Origin of the sequence: Gilliamella mensalis, from assembly GCF_900103085.1 — a bacterium.
Classification (GTDB): Bacteria; Pseudomonadota; Gammaproteobacteria; order Enterobacterales; family Orbaceae; genus Gilliamella; species Gilliamella mensalis.
Map to the genome: position 1 here is coordinate 88,700 of NZ_FMWR01000008.1, position 16,615 is coordinate 105,314.

19 protein-coding genes are annotated in these 16,615 nt (G+C 35.2%); 12 read left to right on the top strand and 7 right to left on the bottom strand.

Going from position 1 to position 16,615, the window contains the following annotated elements:
- Nucleotides 1-22 precede the first annotated feature (22 nt).
- Entirely contained in the window at nucleotides 23-694 is a 672-nt protein-coding gene (locus BQ5209_RS04335) for an NADPH-dependent F420 reductase (protein ID WP_085247326.1), read from the bottom strand.
- Between the two features lie 109 nt (nucleotides 695-803).
- Here BQ5209_RS04335 and BQ5209_RS04340 point away from each other — a divergent pair, with 109 nt between their 5' ends.
- The gene (locus BQ5209_RS04340; RefSeq protein WP_085247327.1) at nucleotides 804-1,694 is read left to right on the top strand and encodes a LysR family transcriptional regulator; all 891 of its coding nucleotides are present in this window, start codon (nucleotides 804-806) and stop codon (nucleotides 1,692-1,694) included.
- 75 nt (nucleotides 1,695-1,769) lie between these two features.
- Here BQ5209_RS04340 and tolC read toward each other — a convergent pair whose 3' ends face one another.
- Nucleotides 1,770-3,116, bottom strand: a complete 1,347-nt coding sequence (tolC, locus tag BQ5209_RS04345; protein WP_085247328.1) for an outer membrane channel protein TolC — start codon at nucleotides 3,114-3,116, stop codon at nucleotides 1,770-1,772.
- Nucleotides 3,117-3,255: 139 nt separating this feature from the next.
- Here tolC and nudF point away from each other — a divergent pair, with 139 nt between their 5' ends.
- A complete protein-coding gene (gene nudF, locus BQ5209_RS04350; protein WP_085247329.1) occupies nucleotides 3,256-3,885 on the top strand; it encodes an ADP-ribose diphosphatase in 630 nt (209 codons plus the stop codon).
- 168 nt (nucleotides 3,886-4,053) lie between these two features.
- Nucleotides 4,054-4,884 (top strand): 3',5'-cyclic-AMP phosphodiesterase, encoded by an 831-nt coding sequence (gene cpdA / locus BQ5209_RS04355; RefSeq protein WP_167370310.1) that lies wholly within the window; start codon nucleotides 4,054-4,056, stop codon nucleotides 4,882-4,884.
- A 42-nt stretch (nucleotides 4,885-4,926) separates the two neighbouring features.
- Here the strand turns inward: cpdA and cls are convergent, their stop codons facing one another.
- From cls to fldA, 5 genes are all read right to left on the bottom strand, one after another.
- Nucleotides 4,927-6,390, bottom strand: coding sequence for a cardiolipin synthase (gene cls / locus BQ5209_RS04360; protein WP_085247331.1), 1,464 nt, complete (start codon nucleotides 6,388-6,390; stop codon nucleotides 4,927-4,929).
- Between the two features lie 6 nt (nucleotides 6,391-6,396).
- Nucleotides 6,397-6,852: an acyl-CoA thioester hydrolase YciA gene (yciA, locus tag BQ5209_RS04365; protein ID WP_085247332.1), complete on the bottom strand. Its 456-nt coding sequence runs from the start codon at nucleotides 6,850-6,852 to the stop codon at nucleotides 6,397-6,399.
- 27 nt (nucleotides 6,853-6,879) lie between these two features.
- On the bottom strand, nucleotides 6,880-7,422 hold the full coding sequence (locus BQ5209_RS04370) for an inner membrane-spanning protein YciB (protein WP_085247333.1): 543 nt from the start codon (nucleotides 7,420-7,422) through the stop codon (nucleotides 6,880-6,882).
- Nucleotides 7,423-7,492: 70 nt separating this feature from the next.
- Nucleotides 7,493-7,951: a ferric iron uptake transcriptional regulator gene (fur, locus tag BQ5209_RS04375; protein WP_085247334.1), complete on the bottom strand. Its 459-nt coding sequence runs from the start codon at nucleotides 7,949-7,951 to the stop codon at nucleotides 7,493-7,495.
- A 78-nt stretch (nucleotides 7,952-8,029) separates the two neighbouring features.
- A complete protein-coding gene (fldA, locus tag BQ5209_RS04380) occupies nucleotides 8,030-8,542 on the bottom strand; it encodes a flavodoxin FldA (RefSeq protein ID WP_085247335.1) in 513 nt (170 codons plus the stop codon).
- Between the two features lie 184 nt (nucleotides 8,543-8,726).
- On the opposite strand from fldA, the gene sucC reads away from it, so the two are divergent.
- The 9 genes from sucC (at nucleotide 8,727) to tolA (ending at nucleotide 16,599) form a co-directional block, all read left to right on the top strand.
- Nucleotides 8,727-9,896, top strand: a complete 1,170-nt coding sequence (sucC, locus tag BQ5209_RS04385) for an ADP-forming succinate--CoA ligase subunit beta (protein ID WP_085247336.1) — start codon at nucleotides 8,727-8,729, stop codon at nucleotides 9,894-9,896.
- A gap of 27 nt (nucleotides 9,897-9,923) precedes the next feature.
- A complete protein-coding gene (sucD, locus tag BQ5209_RS04390) occupies nucleotides 9,924-10,796 on the top strand; it encodes a succinate--CoA ligase subunit alpha (RefSeq protein WP_085247337.1) in 873 nt (290 codons plus the stop codon).
- A 100-nt stretch (nucleotides 10,797-10,896) separates the two neighbouring features.
- The gene (locus BQ5209_RS04395) at nucleotides 10,897-12,468 is read left to right on the top strand and encodes a cytochrome ubiquinol oxidase subunit I (protein ID WP_085247338.1); all 1,572 of its coding nucleotides are present in this window, start codon (nucleotides 10,897-10,899) and stop codon (nucleotides 12,466-12,468) included.
- A 19-nt stretch (nucleotides 12,469-12,487) separates the two neighbouring features.
- Nucleotides 12,488-13,624, top strand: a complete 1,137-nt coding sequence (gene cydB / locus BQ5209_RS04400; RefSeq protein WP_085247339.1) for a cytochrome d ubiquinol oxidase subunit II — start codon at nucleotides 12,488-12,490, stop codon at nucleotides 13,622-13,624.
- A gap of 9 nt (nucleotides 13,625-13,633) precedes the next feature.
- On the top strand, nucleotides 13,634-13,744 hold the full coding sequence (locus BQ5209_RS11000) for a cytochrome bd oxidase small subunit, CydX/CbdX family (RefSeq protein WP_143421846.1): 111 nt from the start codon (nucleotides 13,634-13,636) through the stop codon (nucleotides 13,742-13,744).
- A 176-nt stretch (nucleotides 13,745-13,920) separates the two neighbouring features.
- Nucleotides 13,921-14,316 (top strand): tol-pal system-associated acyl-CoA thioesterase, encoded by a 396-nt coding sequence (ybgC, locus tag BQ5209_RS04405; RefSeq protein ID WP_085247340.1) that lies wholly within the window; start codon nucleotides 13,921-13,923, stop codon nucleotides 14,314-14,316.
- On the top strand, nucleotides 14,317-14,997 hold the full coding sequence (tolQ, locus tag BQ5209_RS04410; protein WP_085247341.1) for a protein TolQ: 681 nt from the start codon (nucleotides 14,317-14,319) through the stop codon (nucleotides 14,995-14,997). It begins immediately after the preceding gene.
- On the top strand, nucleotides 14,997-15,425 hold the full coding sequence (gene tolR / locus BQ5209_RS04415; RefSeq protein ID WP_370737823.1) for a colicin uptake protein TolR: 429 nt from the start codon (nucleotides 14,997-14,999) through the stop codon (nucleotides 15,423-15,425). The genes tolQ and tolR overlap by 1 nt, the downstream gene beginning before the upstream one ends.
- Before the next feature lie 28 nt (nucleotides 15,426-15,453).
- On the top strand, nucleotides 15,454-16,599 hold the full coding sequence (tolA, locus tag BQ5209_RS04420) for a cell envelope integrity protein TolA (protein ID WP_085247343.1): 1,146 nt from the start codon (nucleotides 15,454-15,456) through the stop codon (nucleotides 16,597-16,599).
- The last annotated feature ends 16 nt before the right edge of the window (nucleotides 16,600-16,615 follow it).

Here is a 16,615-nt window from a genome sequence, read left to right on the forward strand (position 1 = left end):
CATTTTGGTCTTTTATATTTTTTTATTGGTTATTTGTTTGCCATGAATTATGTGGTACTTCAACTTCTTTAGAGGCTTGAGCTAAAGCATCATTCAATCGTTGACGGCTTAAAGGTATGCAATATGCAGGCTTTGCACGTTCAAACCGCCAACTGTTTGATAAAGCGCCTACATCAACATAATCATAGCCAATACTTTCTAGAAGAGTGAAAACAATTTGTTTGGCAGCTAAGTCATCTCCAGCTATAGGAATTGCTCTTCTATCTGATTTATCATTAGGCTTTGCATCTTTAATAACATCTTTTGCGAGAATTGCATTAAAAACTTTAACTACTCTAGATTTATCAAGATGTTTAGCGACTAACTCGCTGGTTGTTGTTTCATGATTATCTAATTGTCCTAAATGACCATCGCGGGTAGGATAATAGTTAGTGGCATCAAGTACTATTTTTCCGCTGAGTAGCTTTGCAGGTAATTGTGTATAATTGATAAAAGGAATAGCAACGAGAATTATATCACCAAATTTAATGGCTTCTTCTTGGCTCCCAATTTGGCAGTTTAAGCGTGTGGCTACGCTAAATAACGTCTTTTTATCTCTAGAATTACTTAACATAACTTGATAACCTGCGCGCATAAATAATGTTGTGTAGGCTTGACTTACAAATCCTGCCCCTATAATGCCGATTTTTTCCATATATTTACCCTGTTTTTATTTGTTTGCTTGATTTGCGTTATAATATTTATAAAATAAAAGATAGTAAATGGCTTTAAAATTGTTTTATTAACAACTGGAGATTGGCAATATGGATCTTTTTAGAAGTATGAAGGCTTTTGTATTGACTGTGAAGACAGGTTCATTTGCATCGGCATCTATCTCATTAAATACCTCTCCGCAAATGGTTGCGAAATATATTCTTTTTTTAGAAACTCAATTAGGGTTAAAGTTACTTAATCGAACAACACGTTCACAAAATCTTACCGAATTTGGTAAGCAGTATTATGAGCGCTGTGTGAGTATTTTAGGTGAAGTTAAAGCCACCTCTATGCTTGCGCAACAGTTTTTAGATAAACCTAGTGGTGCGCTTAGAATTAGTGCGCCATTTACTTTTGGTAATTTTACTTTAGTGCCATTAATTAGTAGTTTTATGAAGTGTTATCCCCAAATTAGTGTCGATATACAATTAAGTGATCGTTATGTCGATTTAGTTAAGGACGGTTTTGATATCGCTTTTCGGATTGGTGATTTAAGTGATTCAGGGCTTATTGCTCGTAAACTTAATCCTCATCAACTTATTTTTGCTGCCTCACCAGATTATTTAGCGCAATATGGTGTTCCACTAATACCTGATGATTTAAAAAAGCATCAATGCTTGATTTACCAATATGTGAATCAGAATAAAAAAGATCATGTTTGGTCGTTTATGATTAATGGTGAAATAGTTAATATTCCTATATCAGGGACATTTCAAAGTAATCAGACTTCAGCGTTAGCGATAGCTGCGATTGAAGGGCTAGGTATCACCATGTTGCCAGAATCTATGTTACAAGAACCAATTAAGCAAAAAAAATTATTTCCCATATTACAAAAATTTTTACCACCTGCCAAGCCGCTTAATATGCTTTATACTGCTGATCGTCAGCAACCACCAAAATTAAAAGCATTTATTGAATTTGTGTTGAATGCAATATCGTAATCAGTGTGCTTTTTATCCATAATAAAAAAGGCGATTTGCTCGCCTTTTTAACAGTTGTAATAAAAGAACCAATAGTTATTTTATCGTCACTAAAGTGCTCACTTCTTTACCTAACATATTGTTTAGATAAACTAAATCGTTAGCAGTTAAGGTTCCTACTGCATATTTTAATTGGAGTAAGCTAGTTAGATAATTATATTTTGCATCTGATAAATTTCGTTTAGAACTGTAAAGCTGAGTTGTTGCATTTAATACGTCAACAATTGTTCGTGTTCCAACTTGATAACCAGAATTAGTTGCTTCGAATGAACTTTGTGCTGAAACTACCGCTTGTTGATAAGCTTTGATTGCACTAATTGATGATGAAATATTGTTGTATGATGAACGTACTTGATTAATCACACCACGATTGGTGCTTTCTAATTTTTCGCTGAAGCTTACATAATTTTGTTGTGCTTGTTCAACTTTAGACATTGTTGCGCCACCCGAAAAGATAGGTAGGTTTACACTGACACCAACATAGTTATTTCCTGAATAAGATTTACCACCATGTGCACCAGCCGCTACATTATTACCATATCTTTCAGTTTTATTTAAATTAGTTGATGCATCTAAACTTGCTATTGGTAAATGACCGGCTTGTGATAGTTTGATCTGTTGACGTGCAATGTCTTGATTTAATTTCATTGTTAATAAATTAAGATTAGACGTTTCAGATTGTTTTAACAGTGTGCTGATTTGTGCTGGGGACTCTGTTTTAAATGTATCGGTGTTAACACTTGCCAAACTTGAATAAAAACGACCACTTACTTGGCGTAAATCTTCAATTGCATTATTTAGCTCATTTAATGCGTTGACTTGTTGTGCAACCGTTAGGTCGTAATTTGCTTGGGCATTTTGTACATCAGTAATGGCAACTAAACCAACTTGGTGTTGTTGACTCGTTTGTTCTAACTGACGGCCAATGGCTTTTTTCTGGGCATCAATAAAACTTAATGCATCAAGTGCTTTTAATACATTAAAATAAGCCACTGAAGTATTTAAGATTAATGTTTGACCTTGGTATTGATAGGCAATATCGGCAACACTTGCTTGTTTTTTAGTAATATCTAAGGCTTTCCAATTTGAGAAATTAAAAATGCTTTGAGATACTGCAATTTGGTATAAATTGCCACTTTTGGATTTTACACCACTGATATCACGTCGACCATGAGTTACACCATAAGAAGCACTTAAACCAACTTGCGGTAGTAAACTCGCTCGAGAACCTGAAATTGCCGCGTATGCTTTATTTTTTTCAGCTAATGAACTGCGTAGATCAGGGTTAGTTTCTTTTGCTTGTTCATAGACTTGAATCAAATTTTCAGCAAATACAGATTGGCTTAATGCTAAGCCAATTAAAAAGGTTAAAGTTTTTTTCATTAATCTTCTCTTTAAAAATCATTAAAATATAGTAGTATTTTTAATGGCATAATTTTAACAGATTATTAGTATATAGTAAGCATAGTTTGTATGTCATTCGCACTTTTTATTAAAATTAAGTTTAACATCGAGATCTTATATGAAAATGAAAAATAATCCGGTACATTTTGACAAAAACGATGTGTTTAATCTAACTAAACGAATTTTGTATAAAGGTTTTTTTTCTTTATTTGAATATCGTTTTCAATATCGTAAATTTGATGGTTCAATAAGCGAGGTTGTAACTCGTGAAATTTTAGAACGTAGTCATGCAGTTGTGCTTTTAGCATATGATGCAAAACGTGATGAAGTTGTGCTAATTGAACAAATTCGGATTGCCTCTATTGAAACCCAAGAGAGTCCTTGGATGTTAGAGCTTATTGCAGGCATGATGGATCATGAAAATGAATCATTTGAAGAAGTGGCAAAACGTGAAGCAATAGAAGAAGCTGGAGTTGTTATTGGTCGATGTAAACCTATCATCAGTTATTTAGCATCGCCCGGTGGTATAACTGAACAATTGCATATTTTGGTGGGTGAAGTCGATTCATCAACAGCTAAAGGTATTCATGGGCTTGCTGAAGAAAACGAAGATATTAAAGTTCATGTTGTCAGTCGTAATCAAGCTTATCAATGGGTCAAAGATGGAGTAATTAACAATGCTGCATCAATTATTGCGCTACAATGGTTAGAACTTAATCATCAGTTATTAAAAAAAGAGTGGGAATAACTTTTTAGTATTCATATTTAATTATTTCTTTCATAAAAGTGTGATCTATTTTACACTTTTGTATAACGCTAAGATTTACAATAAAAATTGTGTTTCCTGTCACAATGTCTATTTTGTTGTTGATATTATTAACCATAATTATAGATTGATAAATAATTGGGGTGAATTTTGAGGTCATTGTTAAAACTTCCAATTCGTAATAAAAATTGCGGTAAAATATTGCATATAACTGATACTCATCTTTTTTCTGATGACGATGGTTCATTGCTTGGTATTAATTCCAATGCAAGTTTTTTAGCAGTTATCAATGAAATTGGACGTAATAATAAGCAGTTTGATTTGATTGTGGCAACCGGTGACTTTGTGCAAGATGGTTCTAAAAAAGCTTATGCTCGTTTTGCCGAGCAAATTAACAAGTTTAATATGCCTTGTGTGTGGTTGGCTGGTAACCATGATAATTATACGGGTATGCAAGATGTGTTTGCAACTTATCAACTGGCCGATAATAAAATAGTGCAGTTAGGGGATAACTGGCTGATTGTTTTATTAAATAGCCAAGTTGTTGGTCAAGCATATGGTTTTTTACCTGAATCTGAACTTGAATTTTTACATAATGCTTTAACTGAGCATTATGATCGAAATACATTAGTTTTTTTACACCACCATCCAATTAATTCTGGTTGTCATTGGTTAGATCACCATATTTTAAAAAATAGTGATCAATTAGAACAAATTATTCAAAAACATTCTAATGTAAAAGGGATTGGTTGGGGACACATTCATCAAAAACAAGATTATGTTTGGCATCATTGTAATGCGTTTTCAACCCCTTCAACGTGTTTTCAATTTAAGCCTGAATGTTATGATTTTCAAGTATCAAGTGACGATGCGCCTGGTTGGCGAGAAATTACGCTTAATACTGATGGTTCTATCGAGAGCGAGGTTTATCGTTTAGCGGATAATCAGTTTTTACCCGATGTTTCTCAAAGCGGTTATTAACAGACAGTAATAATCAGTCCGTTCTCAAATCTAACTTAAAAATTATAGCAAAGGTGCAAAACAGTAGAACAGTCGTTCGACAACACGTTGCCAAATTGGGCGTTGATTCCATTTTTCAGTATTTATTTTATCTGAATTAGATAAATATTTTTCTAAGAGCGTTGATAGTGATTTAGCAAATTCTGCATCATCAATTACCGTTGTAATCTCAAAATTAAGCCATAAGCTGCGCATATCTAAATTAACAGTGCCAACAAGACTGAGTTGGTTATCAATTAAAACACTTTTGGTATGTAATAAGTTATCATTAAATTGATAGAGTTTTACGCCACCATTTAATAACTCAGAAAAGAAAGCTCGGCTTGCCCATTTTACCATTAGTGAGTCAATATTTTTGGGCATGATGATGATGACTTCGACACCTCGTTGAGCTGCGGTACATACAGCATGTAAAATATCATCAGTTGGTACTAAATAAGGTGTAGTAAAAATAATTTGTTGTTGTGCTGAATAAATTGCAGTTAATAACACTTGGTGGATCATGTTTTCCATATAACCGGGACCCGATGCGATTAATTGCATAATGTGTTTTTTATCTTCTGGTGGTTCGGCAAAATCAGTAATTTGTGGTAGGGCTAGATATTTACCTGTTTCTAGCGCCCAATCACAGGCATATATCGCACCCATGAGTGTTGTAACCGGTCCATTCATTCTGACCATAATATCAACCCATTTACCAACATGTTTATTTTGTTTGAAAAAACGTGGATCGACAATATTCATACTACCAGTATAAGAGATATAGTTATCAATAATAGCTACTTTACGGTGTTGACGTAAATCCAGTCGCCTAAACATAAATCGAAGCAAGTTGACTTGTAACGCTTCGACAATGATTATGCCCGCATCACGCATTCTTTTACTGGCATTAGTTTTAATAAAGTGTCTGCTACCGGCAGAGTCAACCATTAATCGGCAAGTTACCCCTCGCTGTGTTGCTTGAATGAGTGCTTGCTCGACTTCGTCTGCCCGACCACCTTCATTCCAGATATAAAATACCATTTCAATATTTGACGTTGCTCCATTGATATCATCAATTAAGCGGTCGAAAATGACATTTGTTTCACTCAATAGCTCAATATGATTACCGTTAATTCCATCAAGCCCTGTTTGGTGTTTACAAAGCTGGAAAATTGGCTTGCTAACTTGGCTTACGTTTTTAGTGAAGATATCTGGAAATTCACTTAATCGGTTAATAAATTTGGAAATTGTTGGGCGCATTTTTTGCGCTCGTTTAGCGCGTTGCTGACCTAAGTGCGCTTCGCCCAGAGCAAAATAAAGAAACACACCAACAAGCGGTAAGATATAAATGACTAACATCCATGCAATAACATAAGTGGTTGGTCTTCGTTTGAAGATAATGCGTAATGTTGTTGAAACAATGATCAGCCAATAAGCAAGGAAGATCAAAGTACTTATTAATGCATGAAATGAGGTAAATTGCATAGTTAATTAGCTATTAGTTAGGTTCAATTTAGCAATTGGATCTTTAGTACAATCATAATGTTGAAAAATCTCAGGTAATGGTTTGGGGTTATTATGTTTATCTACTGAAACATAAGTGAAAACAGCATCTGTTATGCAAAAACGTTGTGTATTGTCTGATGTATCAATGACTTTTTTAACCCAAACTTCAATACCAATTGTGATCGATGTTTTTCCAGTTTTGATACAATGAGCATAACAACAAACAACATCACCGACCATTGCTGGTTTGTAAAATGTAATGCTACTAGCATTTACTGTTACAACTCGATTTCTCGCGATCTCTTTTGATAAAATACCGCCAGCAAGATCCATTTGAGACATGATCCACCCACCAAAAATGTGTCCGTGAGGATTGGTATCAGCCGGCATGGCAAGCGTTCTAAGCACTAATTGACCTTTAGGGGTTGTATCTTGTGTCATTCTGAAATACTCCATTTGTACTATTTATTATTTGCTGTCTATATCTTTATTCATATTTTTGTAAATATAGATACCTGATATTAACGATAATAGTAACGATGCACCAGGTAAAATAAATACTTTAAATATCCAAAAGAAATCATCAGTAGTGTAATAGGTTGCACCTAAACTAATGGCGCCACACAATATAAAAAAGAATATCCATAATAAATTGAGTTTATTCCAAATAGCGGTATCGAGCTGTATTTCTTTGCCAAGCATTTTTTGAAGTAGATTTTTTTTAAAAATAAATTGGCTAACTAATAAGGCTGTGGCAAATAAAAAATTAATAATAGTGACTTTCCATTTGATTATATTCGGGTCACGCAAATAGAGTGTAAATCCACTAAAAATCATCACCATTAGATAAGAAATCAGCTCTACTTTATCTATTTTTCTATATAGAATAAGAATGAGAAGAAAGCATACTGTTGCCGCGATCATTAATGCTTGAACGCCAACAAAGACATCATACATGGTTAGAAAAATAAAAAAGCATATAAGCGGAATAAAGTTTAAAAGTTGTTTCATTTAATTATTAACCTAGTACAAAAGATGAGTTGGTATATTGTAAATAAGTAAAAAGCCTATTGGAATAGGCTTATTTTTTATGATGAAGTTCTGGATGTTCTTTACAATTACCCGATTGGCAATGTCCATAAAGATATAAACTATGAAAAGTTAATTTAACACCATATTGTTCGGCGATTTCTTTTTGTCTAGCATTGATAATATCATCTCTAAACTCAAATACCTCGCCGCAATCTAAGCAGATTAAATGGTTGTGATGTTGTTGTGTAGCTAGTTCGAAAACCGCTTTTCCGCCTTCAAAGTTATGGCGTGTCACAATTCCTGCATCGTCAAATTGATTCAAAACACGATAAACGGTTGCAAGTCCGATTTCTTCGCCCATATCAAGTAGTTTTTTATAAAGATCTTCTACTGTAATATGTTGACATGAAGGATCGCGTAATAATTCTAAAATCTTTAATCGTGGTAACGTAACCTTTAAACCAGCGCTTTTGAGCGCCGCATTATTATCATTTTCATGATTTATCATATTACTTTCCATTAAGTTATGAACAACTACCTATTATAGGAACTATGTATGGTAAATAAAAGAAATCATTTTGATAGATTAAATTTTCATTTCGCTTTTGACTTGACTTACCCACTTATTGATGCGTTCTTCGGTTAATTCGGGTTGACGATCTTCGTCAATTGCTAAACCAACAAAATGTGTATCATCCACTAAGCTTTTTGACGCTTCGAAACTATAACCTTCAGTTGACCAGTGCCCAACAATTTTTGCACCTTTAGGCTCGATAATATCGCGAAGTGTTCCCATAGCATCACAGAAATATTCGGCATAGTCTTCCTGATCGCCACAACCGAAAATAGCTACTGTTTTGCCACTAAAATCAATTTTTTCTAAATTAGGGAAAAAGTCGTCCCAATCAGCTTGTGATTCGCCATAGTACCAAGTTGGAATACCGAAAAATAAGCAATTGTATTGTTCAATGTTCTCTTTAGTGGTTTTTGCAATGTCGAAAAGTTCCGCTTTGTCGCTACCCAAAATGAGTTGGATTTGCTTTGCTACATTTTCTGTATTGCCAGTATCACTACCAAAAAAAATACCAACTTGTTTCATATGTGTCCTTTACTATTTACGATATTAAAATATTTCAGCAGTATATCATTGTCACTTATTATCATCAATAATTCTAAGTTATATTGAGCAACATAACATAAGTTATTCTTTGCTATACAATTTATTCATCTTGGATTAGAATTATTGCCTATTTTTCTACTAACTTAGGCTGTGGAATTGCTTTATGAATCTGCATGAATATCAATCTAAATGTCTTTTTAAACAATATAATTTACCCGTACCAGAAGGGTACGTTTGTAACTCAATTGATGAAATACAAGATACATTAGCTCAATTGTCCTTAGGCACAACCTCAGATTCCTGGGTTGCTAAATGTCAGGTTCACGCAGGAGGACGAGGTAAAGCTGGTGGCGTTATTTGCACTCAAAGTTATGACGAAATAAAGCAATTTGCTGAAAAATGGTTAGGGCAATATCTTGTTACTCATCAAACCACCGATAAAGGGCAGCCAGTTAATAAAATTTTGATAGAAAAAGCATCTAATATTCATAAAGAACTTTATTTAGGCGCGGTGGTTGATCGCAGTTCTAAGCGTATTGTGATTATGGCATCGACAGAAGGTGGCGTTGATATAGAAAGTGTCGCCGAAAAATCACCACACTTAATTTATAAAACTTCACTTGATCCTTTAATCGGTCCTTGTGCTTACCAAGGCCGCGAACTTGCGTTTAAATTGGGATTAACAGGAAAATTAGTTAATCAGTTTACAAAATTATTTGTTAATTTTGCAAAACTATTTTTAGATAATGATGTTTCATTAGCGGAAGTCAACCCGTTAGTGATTACTGATTCAGATGAGCTAGTTTGTTTAGATGCAAAAGTTGTTTTAGATGATAATGGTCTTTTTAGACACCCACACTTAAATATTCTAAGAGATACAACGCAAGAAGATGAACGTGAGTCAATCGCTGCAAAACAAGGTATTAGCTATGTATCATTAAATGGTAATATCGGTTGTATGGTAAATGGCGCAGGTCTTGCGATGGCAACGATGGACATTATTAAACTACATGGTGGAGAACCTGCTAACTTTTTGGATGTGGGCGGTGGCACGACGAAAGAGCGTGTTACTGAAGCATTCAAGTTAATATTATCTGATACAAACGTGAAAGCGATTTTGGTTAATATTTTTGGTGGTATTGTTCGTTGTGATTTAATTGCCGATGGTGTCATTAGTGCAATTGAAGAAATAGGTCTTACTGTTCCTGTTGTTGTACGTCTTGAAGGTAATAATGCTGAGCTTGCTCGAGAAATTTTGGCTAAAAGCAAATTAAATGTTATTACTGCAGAAAGTTTAATCGATGCGGCTCAAAAAATCGTTGCTGTTGCCTAATAATAGGACGCGAGGAGAATAGTTATTATGTCAATTTTAGTCAATAAAGAAACCAAAGTTATCTGCCAAGGATTTACGGGAGGTCAAGGAACCTTCCATTCACAGCAAGCGCTTGCTTACGGTACAAAGTTAGTTGGTGGCGTGACGCCAGGCAAAGGTGGTACAATTCATTTAGGTTTACCGGTTTTTAATACAGTTAAAGAAGCGGTTGAAGCAACAGGTGCAACAGCAAGTGTTATTTATGTGCCGGCAGCGTTTGGTAAAGATTCTATTTTAGAAGCAATTGATGCGGGGATTAAACTCATTGTCTGTATTACTGAAGGTATCCCAACTTTAGATATGTTAGTTGTTAAAGAAAAATTAAGGCTAAATGATGTCGTAATGATTGGACCAAACTGTCCGGGTATTATTGTCCCAGATGAATGTAAAATAGGTATTATGCCAGGTCATATTCATCGAGCAGGAAAGGTGGGGATCGTTTCTCGTTCTGGAACACTAACTTATGAAGCGGTTAAACAAACAACGGATATTGGTTTAGGACAATCAGTGTGTGTTGGCATCGGCGGTGATCCTATTCCTGGTAGCGATTTTATCTCTATTTTAGCCTTACTTGAGCAAGATCCTAAAACTGAAGTTATTGTGATGATTGGCGAGATTGGTGGTAGCGCCGAAGAAGAAGCTGCTGAATATGTTAAAAAACATGTAACTAAGCCTGTGATTGCTTATATCGCCGGTGTTTCTGCCCCAGCAGGAAAACGCATGGGGCATGCCGGTGCGATTATTTCAGGTAATAAAGGCACTGTGGCGGAAAAATCTAAAGCATTGCAATCGGCGGGCATTACGGTTGTAACAAGCCTTACCGATATTGGCGATGCTGTAAAAAAACAAATGAGAATATAGTTTTTTTGATATATATCAATTTTTATTCTATGGTTATCTGTGTATAATGCTCACCAATAACGTAAAAAATTTGTGAGCATTTAAGATTTAGGGAGCGTTTATGTTAGATATAGTAGAACTTTCACGCCTCCAGTTTGCACTCACTGCAATGTATCATTTTATTTTTGTACCATTAACGCTAGGTTTGGCGTTTATGCTAGCAATTATGGAAACGGTATATGTTGTTAGTGGTAAGCAAGTCTGGAAGGATATGACAAAATTTTGGGGTAAGCTGTTTGCTATCAACTTTGCAGTAGGTGTGGCAACAGGCTTAACCATGGAATTCCAGTTTGGAACTAACTGGTCTTATTATTCACATTATGTGGGTGATATTTTTGGTGCGCCGTTAGCCATTGAAGGTTTAATGGCATTCTTCTTAGAGTCAACTATGGTAGGTTTATTCTTTTTTGGTTGGGATAGATTAAGCCGTGGTAAGCATTTAATGGTGACTTGGTGTGTTGCATTTGGTTCTAATCTTTCGGCACTTTGGATCTTAGTCGCTAATGGTTGGATGCAATTTCCAGTAGGATCTGAATTTAACCCAATTAATTCACGTATGGAAATGGCGAACTTTTTTGAGCTGATTACTAACACCGTTGCTCAATATAAATTTGTTCATACCGTTGCTGCAGGTTATTTGACAGGTGCTATTTTTGTTTTAAGTATTAGTTCTTACTATTTGCTGAAAAAGCGTGATGTTGCCTTTGCAAAACGCTCTTTTGCTGTGGCCGCGACATTTGGGTTTATTATGTCGATTGCAGTTGCTCTAATGGGGGATGAAGCTGGGCATGAAATGACAACTGTCCAACCAGCCAAACTTGCTGCCATTGAAGCTGAATGGGAAACTCAACCGGCACCAGCATCATTCAATGTTATTGCCTTTCCATCACAAAAAAATAAAGAAAATTTATTTGCAATAGAAATTCCTTATGCAATGGGCATAATGACCACTCGTTCATTTGACACGCAAGTAACTGGATTAAGAGACATATTAGCGAATAACGAAACGAGAATTCGTAAAGGTATTTTGGCTTATACAAATTTAGAAAAAATTCAACAAGGCAATCAAGATCCTGACGTCCTTAAAGCATTTGAGGATAATAAATCTGATTTAGGCTATGGTTATCTGGTTAAACGTTTTACCGATCGTGATAATTTAACGATTCCTCAAGCGACAGAAGAACATATTAAAGCTGCGACAGAGGACTCAATTCCTACAGTATGGCCACTATTTTGGGCATTTAGAGTGATGGTTGGTCTAGGTGTATTAATGATTCTTGGGACTGGATTTGCGTTATGGACAACATATAAAAATAAAATTGGTGAAAAACGTTGGTTACATCGTTTATTAGTTCTATTTTTACCGTTCCCTTGGTTAGCATGTGAATGTGGTTGGTTTGTTGCCGAGTATGGACGCCAACCTTGGGCAATTCAAGATATTTTACCGACTGGAGTGGCAAATTCATCATTAACTGCGGGTGAAGTGTTATTCACTATGGTACTTATTTGTGGACTTTATACATTGTTCTTAGTTGTTGAATTATTCTTAATGTTTAAGTTTGCTCGTTTAGGACCAAGTTCTTTGGGCACTGGCAACTATCATTATGAAAAAACACAACCGATAACAAAATAGGGCATAGGGAGTATACACAATGATTGATTACGAAATTGTACGCGTTATCTGGTGGGTGCTGATTAGTGTTGTTTTAATCGGTTTTGTTGTCACAGATGGTTTTGATATGGGTGTGGGTATTTTATTACCATTTATCGGTAAAACAGATACAGAACGTCGTATTATGATTAATGCAATTGCGCCTCATTGGGATGGTAACCAAGTTTGGTTGATCACTGCTGGCGCAGGGATATTCGCAGCTTGGCCAATGGCCTATGCTGCGTCATTTTCCGGTTTTTATATTGCGATGGTTTTAGTGCTTTGTGCACTATTTTTTAGACCCATTGGCTTTGATTATCGCAGTAAGCTAGAAAACTCAAAATGGCGTAATGTATGGGATGGTGGTATTTTTGCTGGTAGCTTTGTACCTGCACTTGTTTTTGGTGTCGCTTTTGGCAATTTATTAGAAGGTGTTCCATTTAGATTTGATAACTCTTATCGCGTGTTTTATGATGGTAACTTCTTTGGCCTGCTTAATCCTTTTGCACTATTGACCGGTGTTGTGAGCTTAATGTTATTTGTTGCTCATGGTGGAGCATGGTTACAGCTGAAAACATCAGGTGAGCTTTATTTAAGAGCTAGAAAGGCCACACAAATTGCTAGTTTAGCCATGTTAATTGCATTTGTGTTAGCAGGTGTTTGGGTGGCATTTGGTATTCATGGTTATGAAGTAACTAGTGTGATTGATTATAATGCGTCATCTAATCCGCTAAGCAAGACAGTATCTACTGATGCATCGTGGTTAGCCAATTATATGAATTATCCTATTTTATGGATAGTACCTGCTTTGGGTGTAATATTACCACTATTAACTATTCTTTTTTCTAGTTTAAATAAAAATGCATTAGTATTTATTTCATCAATATTAACAATTGTCTGTGTATTATTTACCTATGGTATAGCAACCTTCCCATTTATTATGCCTTCAAGCATTATGCCAAATGCAAGTTTGACAATATGGGATGCATCATCAAGTCAATTAACGCTTAATATTATGTTTGTTGTTGTTCTTATATTTTTACCTATTGTTCTTTTTTATACCATTTGGTCATATATCAAAATGTTTGGAAGACTGGATAAAAATCATATCGAAAATAATAAACATTCTCTTTATTAAGGAACTATTATGTATTATGTTTTATGGTGTATAGGACTTATTGCGGCATGTATGTTATCAGCTGTAACTGGTTTATGGGTTGAGAGAGACAGTAGTGAAAAAGAATCTAACAACAAATAATATCAATTAAATAGTAATAAAAAGGCGGCAAATAGCCGCCTTTTTAATTTACAGATAGAGTTGCTAAGCGTAAATCATAAATGATAATTGTTTTCATTTGTGATTTTTTATATCATAGTGCAGCGAATTTTATATTCAGATATAATAGCGCTAAACTTAATTAGTGTTATTTGGATATGAGACAATTCAATTGGAATGTAAGAGTTTATTATGAAGACACAGATGCCGGCGGTGTTGTTTACCATGCTCGGTATCTTGCTTTTTTCGAGCGAGCCAGGACGGAAATACTAAGGCAACTTGATATTAGCCAGCAGAAATTATTACAAGAAGGTATTGCTTTTGTGGTAAAAAATATGGATATTAACTACCATTCTCCGGCTCATTTAGATGATATGCTGACTGTTAGCACAAGGGTCGAACAAGTTCGTAAGGCGTCTATTATTTTTAAACAGACTATTTTTAATCAAAATAATCAAGTTATTTGCACAGCAAAAGTTCTTATTGCTAGTGTGGATCTCACTAAGATGAAGCCATGTGGGCTTCCTAAGTTATTAGTTTTGGAGTTTATATAAGTGGAAAATCTGAATATTATTGATCTGTTTTTGCAAGCAGGCTTATTAGTGCAATGTGTTATGTTGCTGCTACTGACTTTTTCTGTTATGTCATGGGCTATTATTTTTCAACGAACTAAAATCTTAGGTAAAGCGACAAAACAAATTGAACAATTTGATAATAGCTTTTGGGCTGCTGATGATTTAAATGTGTTATTTGATAAGGCAAAATTTAATAAAGAAGATATTAGTGGTACAGAGCATATTTTCTATTCAGGTTTTAAAGAGTTTTCACGTCTATATCAAATTAACCCAAATATGGCTGAATCGGCTTTAGATGGTGCATCACGCTCTATGCGCTTAGCAATGAATCGTGAGTTAGATACTCTAGAATTACATATTCCTTTTTTAGGAACAGTAGGTTCTATAAGTCCATATATCGGTTTGTTCGGTACAGTTTGGGGGATTATGCATGCATTTATTTCGTTAGGTGCAGTTAAACAAGCCACGTTACAAATGGTCGCACCTGGGATTGCTGAGGCGCTAATTGCAACTGCAATTGGTTTATTTGCAGCTATTCCTGCGGTTCTTGCCTATAATCGCTTGTCGTTAGGGGTAAGCCGAATCGAACAAAGCTATCTTAATTTTATTGATGAGTTTTCTGCAATTTTACAACGTCAAGCTGTTGCTGTTAGGAAATAATTATGCGCAGAAATAGACGTTCACGTTATTCAGCTAAATCTGAAATCAATATAGTACCTTTACTGGATGTGCTATTGGTATTAGTGCTTATTTTTATGGCAACAGCGCCAATTATTAGTCAAAGTGTAGAGGTTGATCTGCCTGAAGCGTCGGAATCAAAAACAGTTTCGTCTTCAGAAAATAAACCAATTATTATTGAAGTCTCTGGTGTAGGCATATATGCACTGATTATTGATCAGGATCGTCAAGCTAATTTACCACAAGAACAAATTGTTGCAGAAGTTAAGCAACAAATGTCATTGAATGACAAAGCGGTTTTTTTAGTAGGTGGGGCTAAAGATGTTCCCTATGAAGAAATTATAAAAGCGTTGAATTTATTACAATCTGCAGGCGTTAAGTCTGTAGGTTTAATGACTCAACCAATTTAAACAAAAATAATATAATAAGTTGTTTGCAATGTCTTATAAGTCAAATTCAAAATTAAGTATAGCTATTATAATATCAATTATCTTACATGTGATTTTAATTATCATTTTGGGGTATCGGGCTATGCATGATAATGATGCTAACTATGGTAGTGTTAATGGAAATTCTATCGACGCTATTATGGTTGATCCTTCCGTCATGACCGAACAATATCAAAGACAATTAAAGACACAGGTTAGCCAAAAACAAGCTGAACAACAAAGGCAGCAACAGATAGATGAGCAAGCCCTCAAGCTACAAGAGCAGCAACTGGCTCAACAACAGCGACTTAAGGAGTTAGAAAGAGAGCGTCTGAAATTAGAAGAGCTGCAAAAGAAAGAAGCAGAAGCCGCGGAGGCTGCACGGGTTGCAAGACAAAAAGAAGAAGCTGATCGCAAAGCGAAAGAACGGTTAGAAGAGCAACAAAGACAAGCTGAAAAACAGCGTTTAGAACAACAGCAAGCTGAGTTAGCAAAACAAAAAGCGGAGCAAGAAGCTAAATTAAAAGCAGAACGAGAATTATTGCAAAAACAGCGTGAAGAAAATCAGCGTAAACAAGAAGAGCTAGCAAAACAAAAAGCCGAACAAGAAGCTAAAGCAAAAGCTGAACAAGAACTTATTGAAAAGCAACGAGCTGAAAACGAACGTAAACAAGCAGAATTAGCTAAGCAGAAAGCAGAACAAGCAAAAAAGCAAGCCGCTGAAAAAGCCGCTGCAGAAAAGGCTGCGGCGGATAAAGCTGCTGCTGAAAAAGCAAAAAAAGCCGCGCAAGCAAAAAAAGATAAAGAACTTGATAATTTGTTAGGTGGGCTTACATCAGGTACGCCTGGCCCATCAGGTAGTGTTGCTAGTCGTAAAGGTGTTTCAGATGGAGAACTCGATAAATATAAATCTTTAGTTCAAAATGCTATTAGTAATAAATTTATTAATCCTAATAAATTATATAGTGGTCGGAATTGTGTATTAGAAATTCAAATTGCACCTGATGGTTTATTACTTAATGTGAGTGCGAAAGATGGTGATGCAGCATTATGTCGAGAAGCACTTGCAGCGACTAAACAAGCTGTAATTCCAAAACCAGCAAGTAGGTTTTATGATCAAGTAAAAACGATGACAATTGACTTTCAACCGAAATAATTTTTATACGTAAGCA

Coding starts and splice junctions, on each gene's coding strand:
- BQ5209_RS04340 (WP_085247327.1), top strand. CDS start 804: ATGGATCTTTTTAGAAGTATGAAGGCTTTTGTATTGACTGTGAAGACA.
- fldA (WP_085247335.1), bottom strand. CDS start 8,542: ATGAAACAAGTTGGTATTTTTTTTGGTAGTGATACTGGCAATACAGAA.
- cls (WP_085247331.1), bottom strand. CDS start 6,390: ATGCAATTTACCTCATTTCATGCATTAATAAGTACTTTGATCTTCCTT.
- BQ5209_RS04370 (WP_085247333.1), bottom strand. CDS start 7,422: ATGAAACAACTTTTAAACTTTATTCCGCTTATATGCTTTTTTATTTTT.
- tolA (WP_085247343.1), top strand. CDS start 15,454: ATGTCTTATAAGTCAAATTCAAAATTAAGTATAGCTATTATAATATCA.
- BQ5209_RS11000 (WP_143421846.1), top strand. CDS start 13,634: ATGTATTATGTTTTATGGTGTATAGGACTTATTGCGGCATGTATGTTA.
- nudF (WP_085247329.1), top strand. CDS start 3,256: ATGAAAATGAAAAATAATCCGGTACATTTTGACAAAAACGATGTGTTT.
- tolC (WP_085247328.1), bottom strand. CDS start 3,116: ATGAAAAAAACTTTAACCTTTTTAATTGGCTTAGCATTAAGCCAATCT.
- sucD (WP_085247337.1), top strand. CDS start 9,924: ATGTCAATTTTAGTCAATAAAGAAACCAAAGTTATCTGCCAAGGATTT.
- BQ5209_RS04335 (WP_085247326.1), bottom strand. CDS start 694: ATGGAAAAAATCGGCATTATAGGGGCAGGATTTGTAAGTCAAGCCTAC.
- BQ5209_RS04395 (WP_085247338.1), top strand. CDS start 10,897: ATGTTAGATATAGTAGAACTTTCACGCCTCCAGTTTGCACTCACTGCA.
- fur (WP_085247334.1), bottom strand. CDS start 7,951: ATGATAAATCATGAAAATGATAATAATGCGGCGCTCAAAAGCGCTGGT.
- cydB (WP_085247339.1), top strand. CDS start 12,488: ATGATTGATTACGAAATTGTACGCGTTATCTGGTGGGTGCTGATTAGT.
- yciA (WP_085247332.1), bottom strand. CDS start 6,852: ATGACACAAGATACAACCCCTAAAGGTCAATTAGTGCTTAGAACGCTT.
- ybgC (WP_085247340.1), top strand. CDS start 13,921: ATGAGACAATTCAATTGGAATGTAAGAGTTTATTATGAAGACACAGAT.
- sucC (WP_085247336.1), top strand. CDS start 8,727: ATGAATCTGCATGAATATCAATCTAAATGTCTTTTTAAACAATATAAT.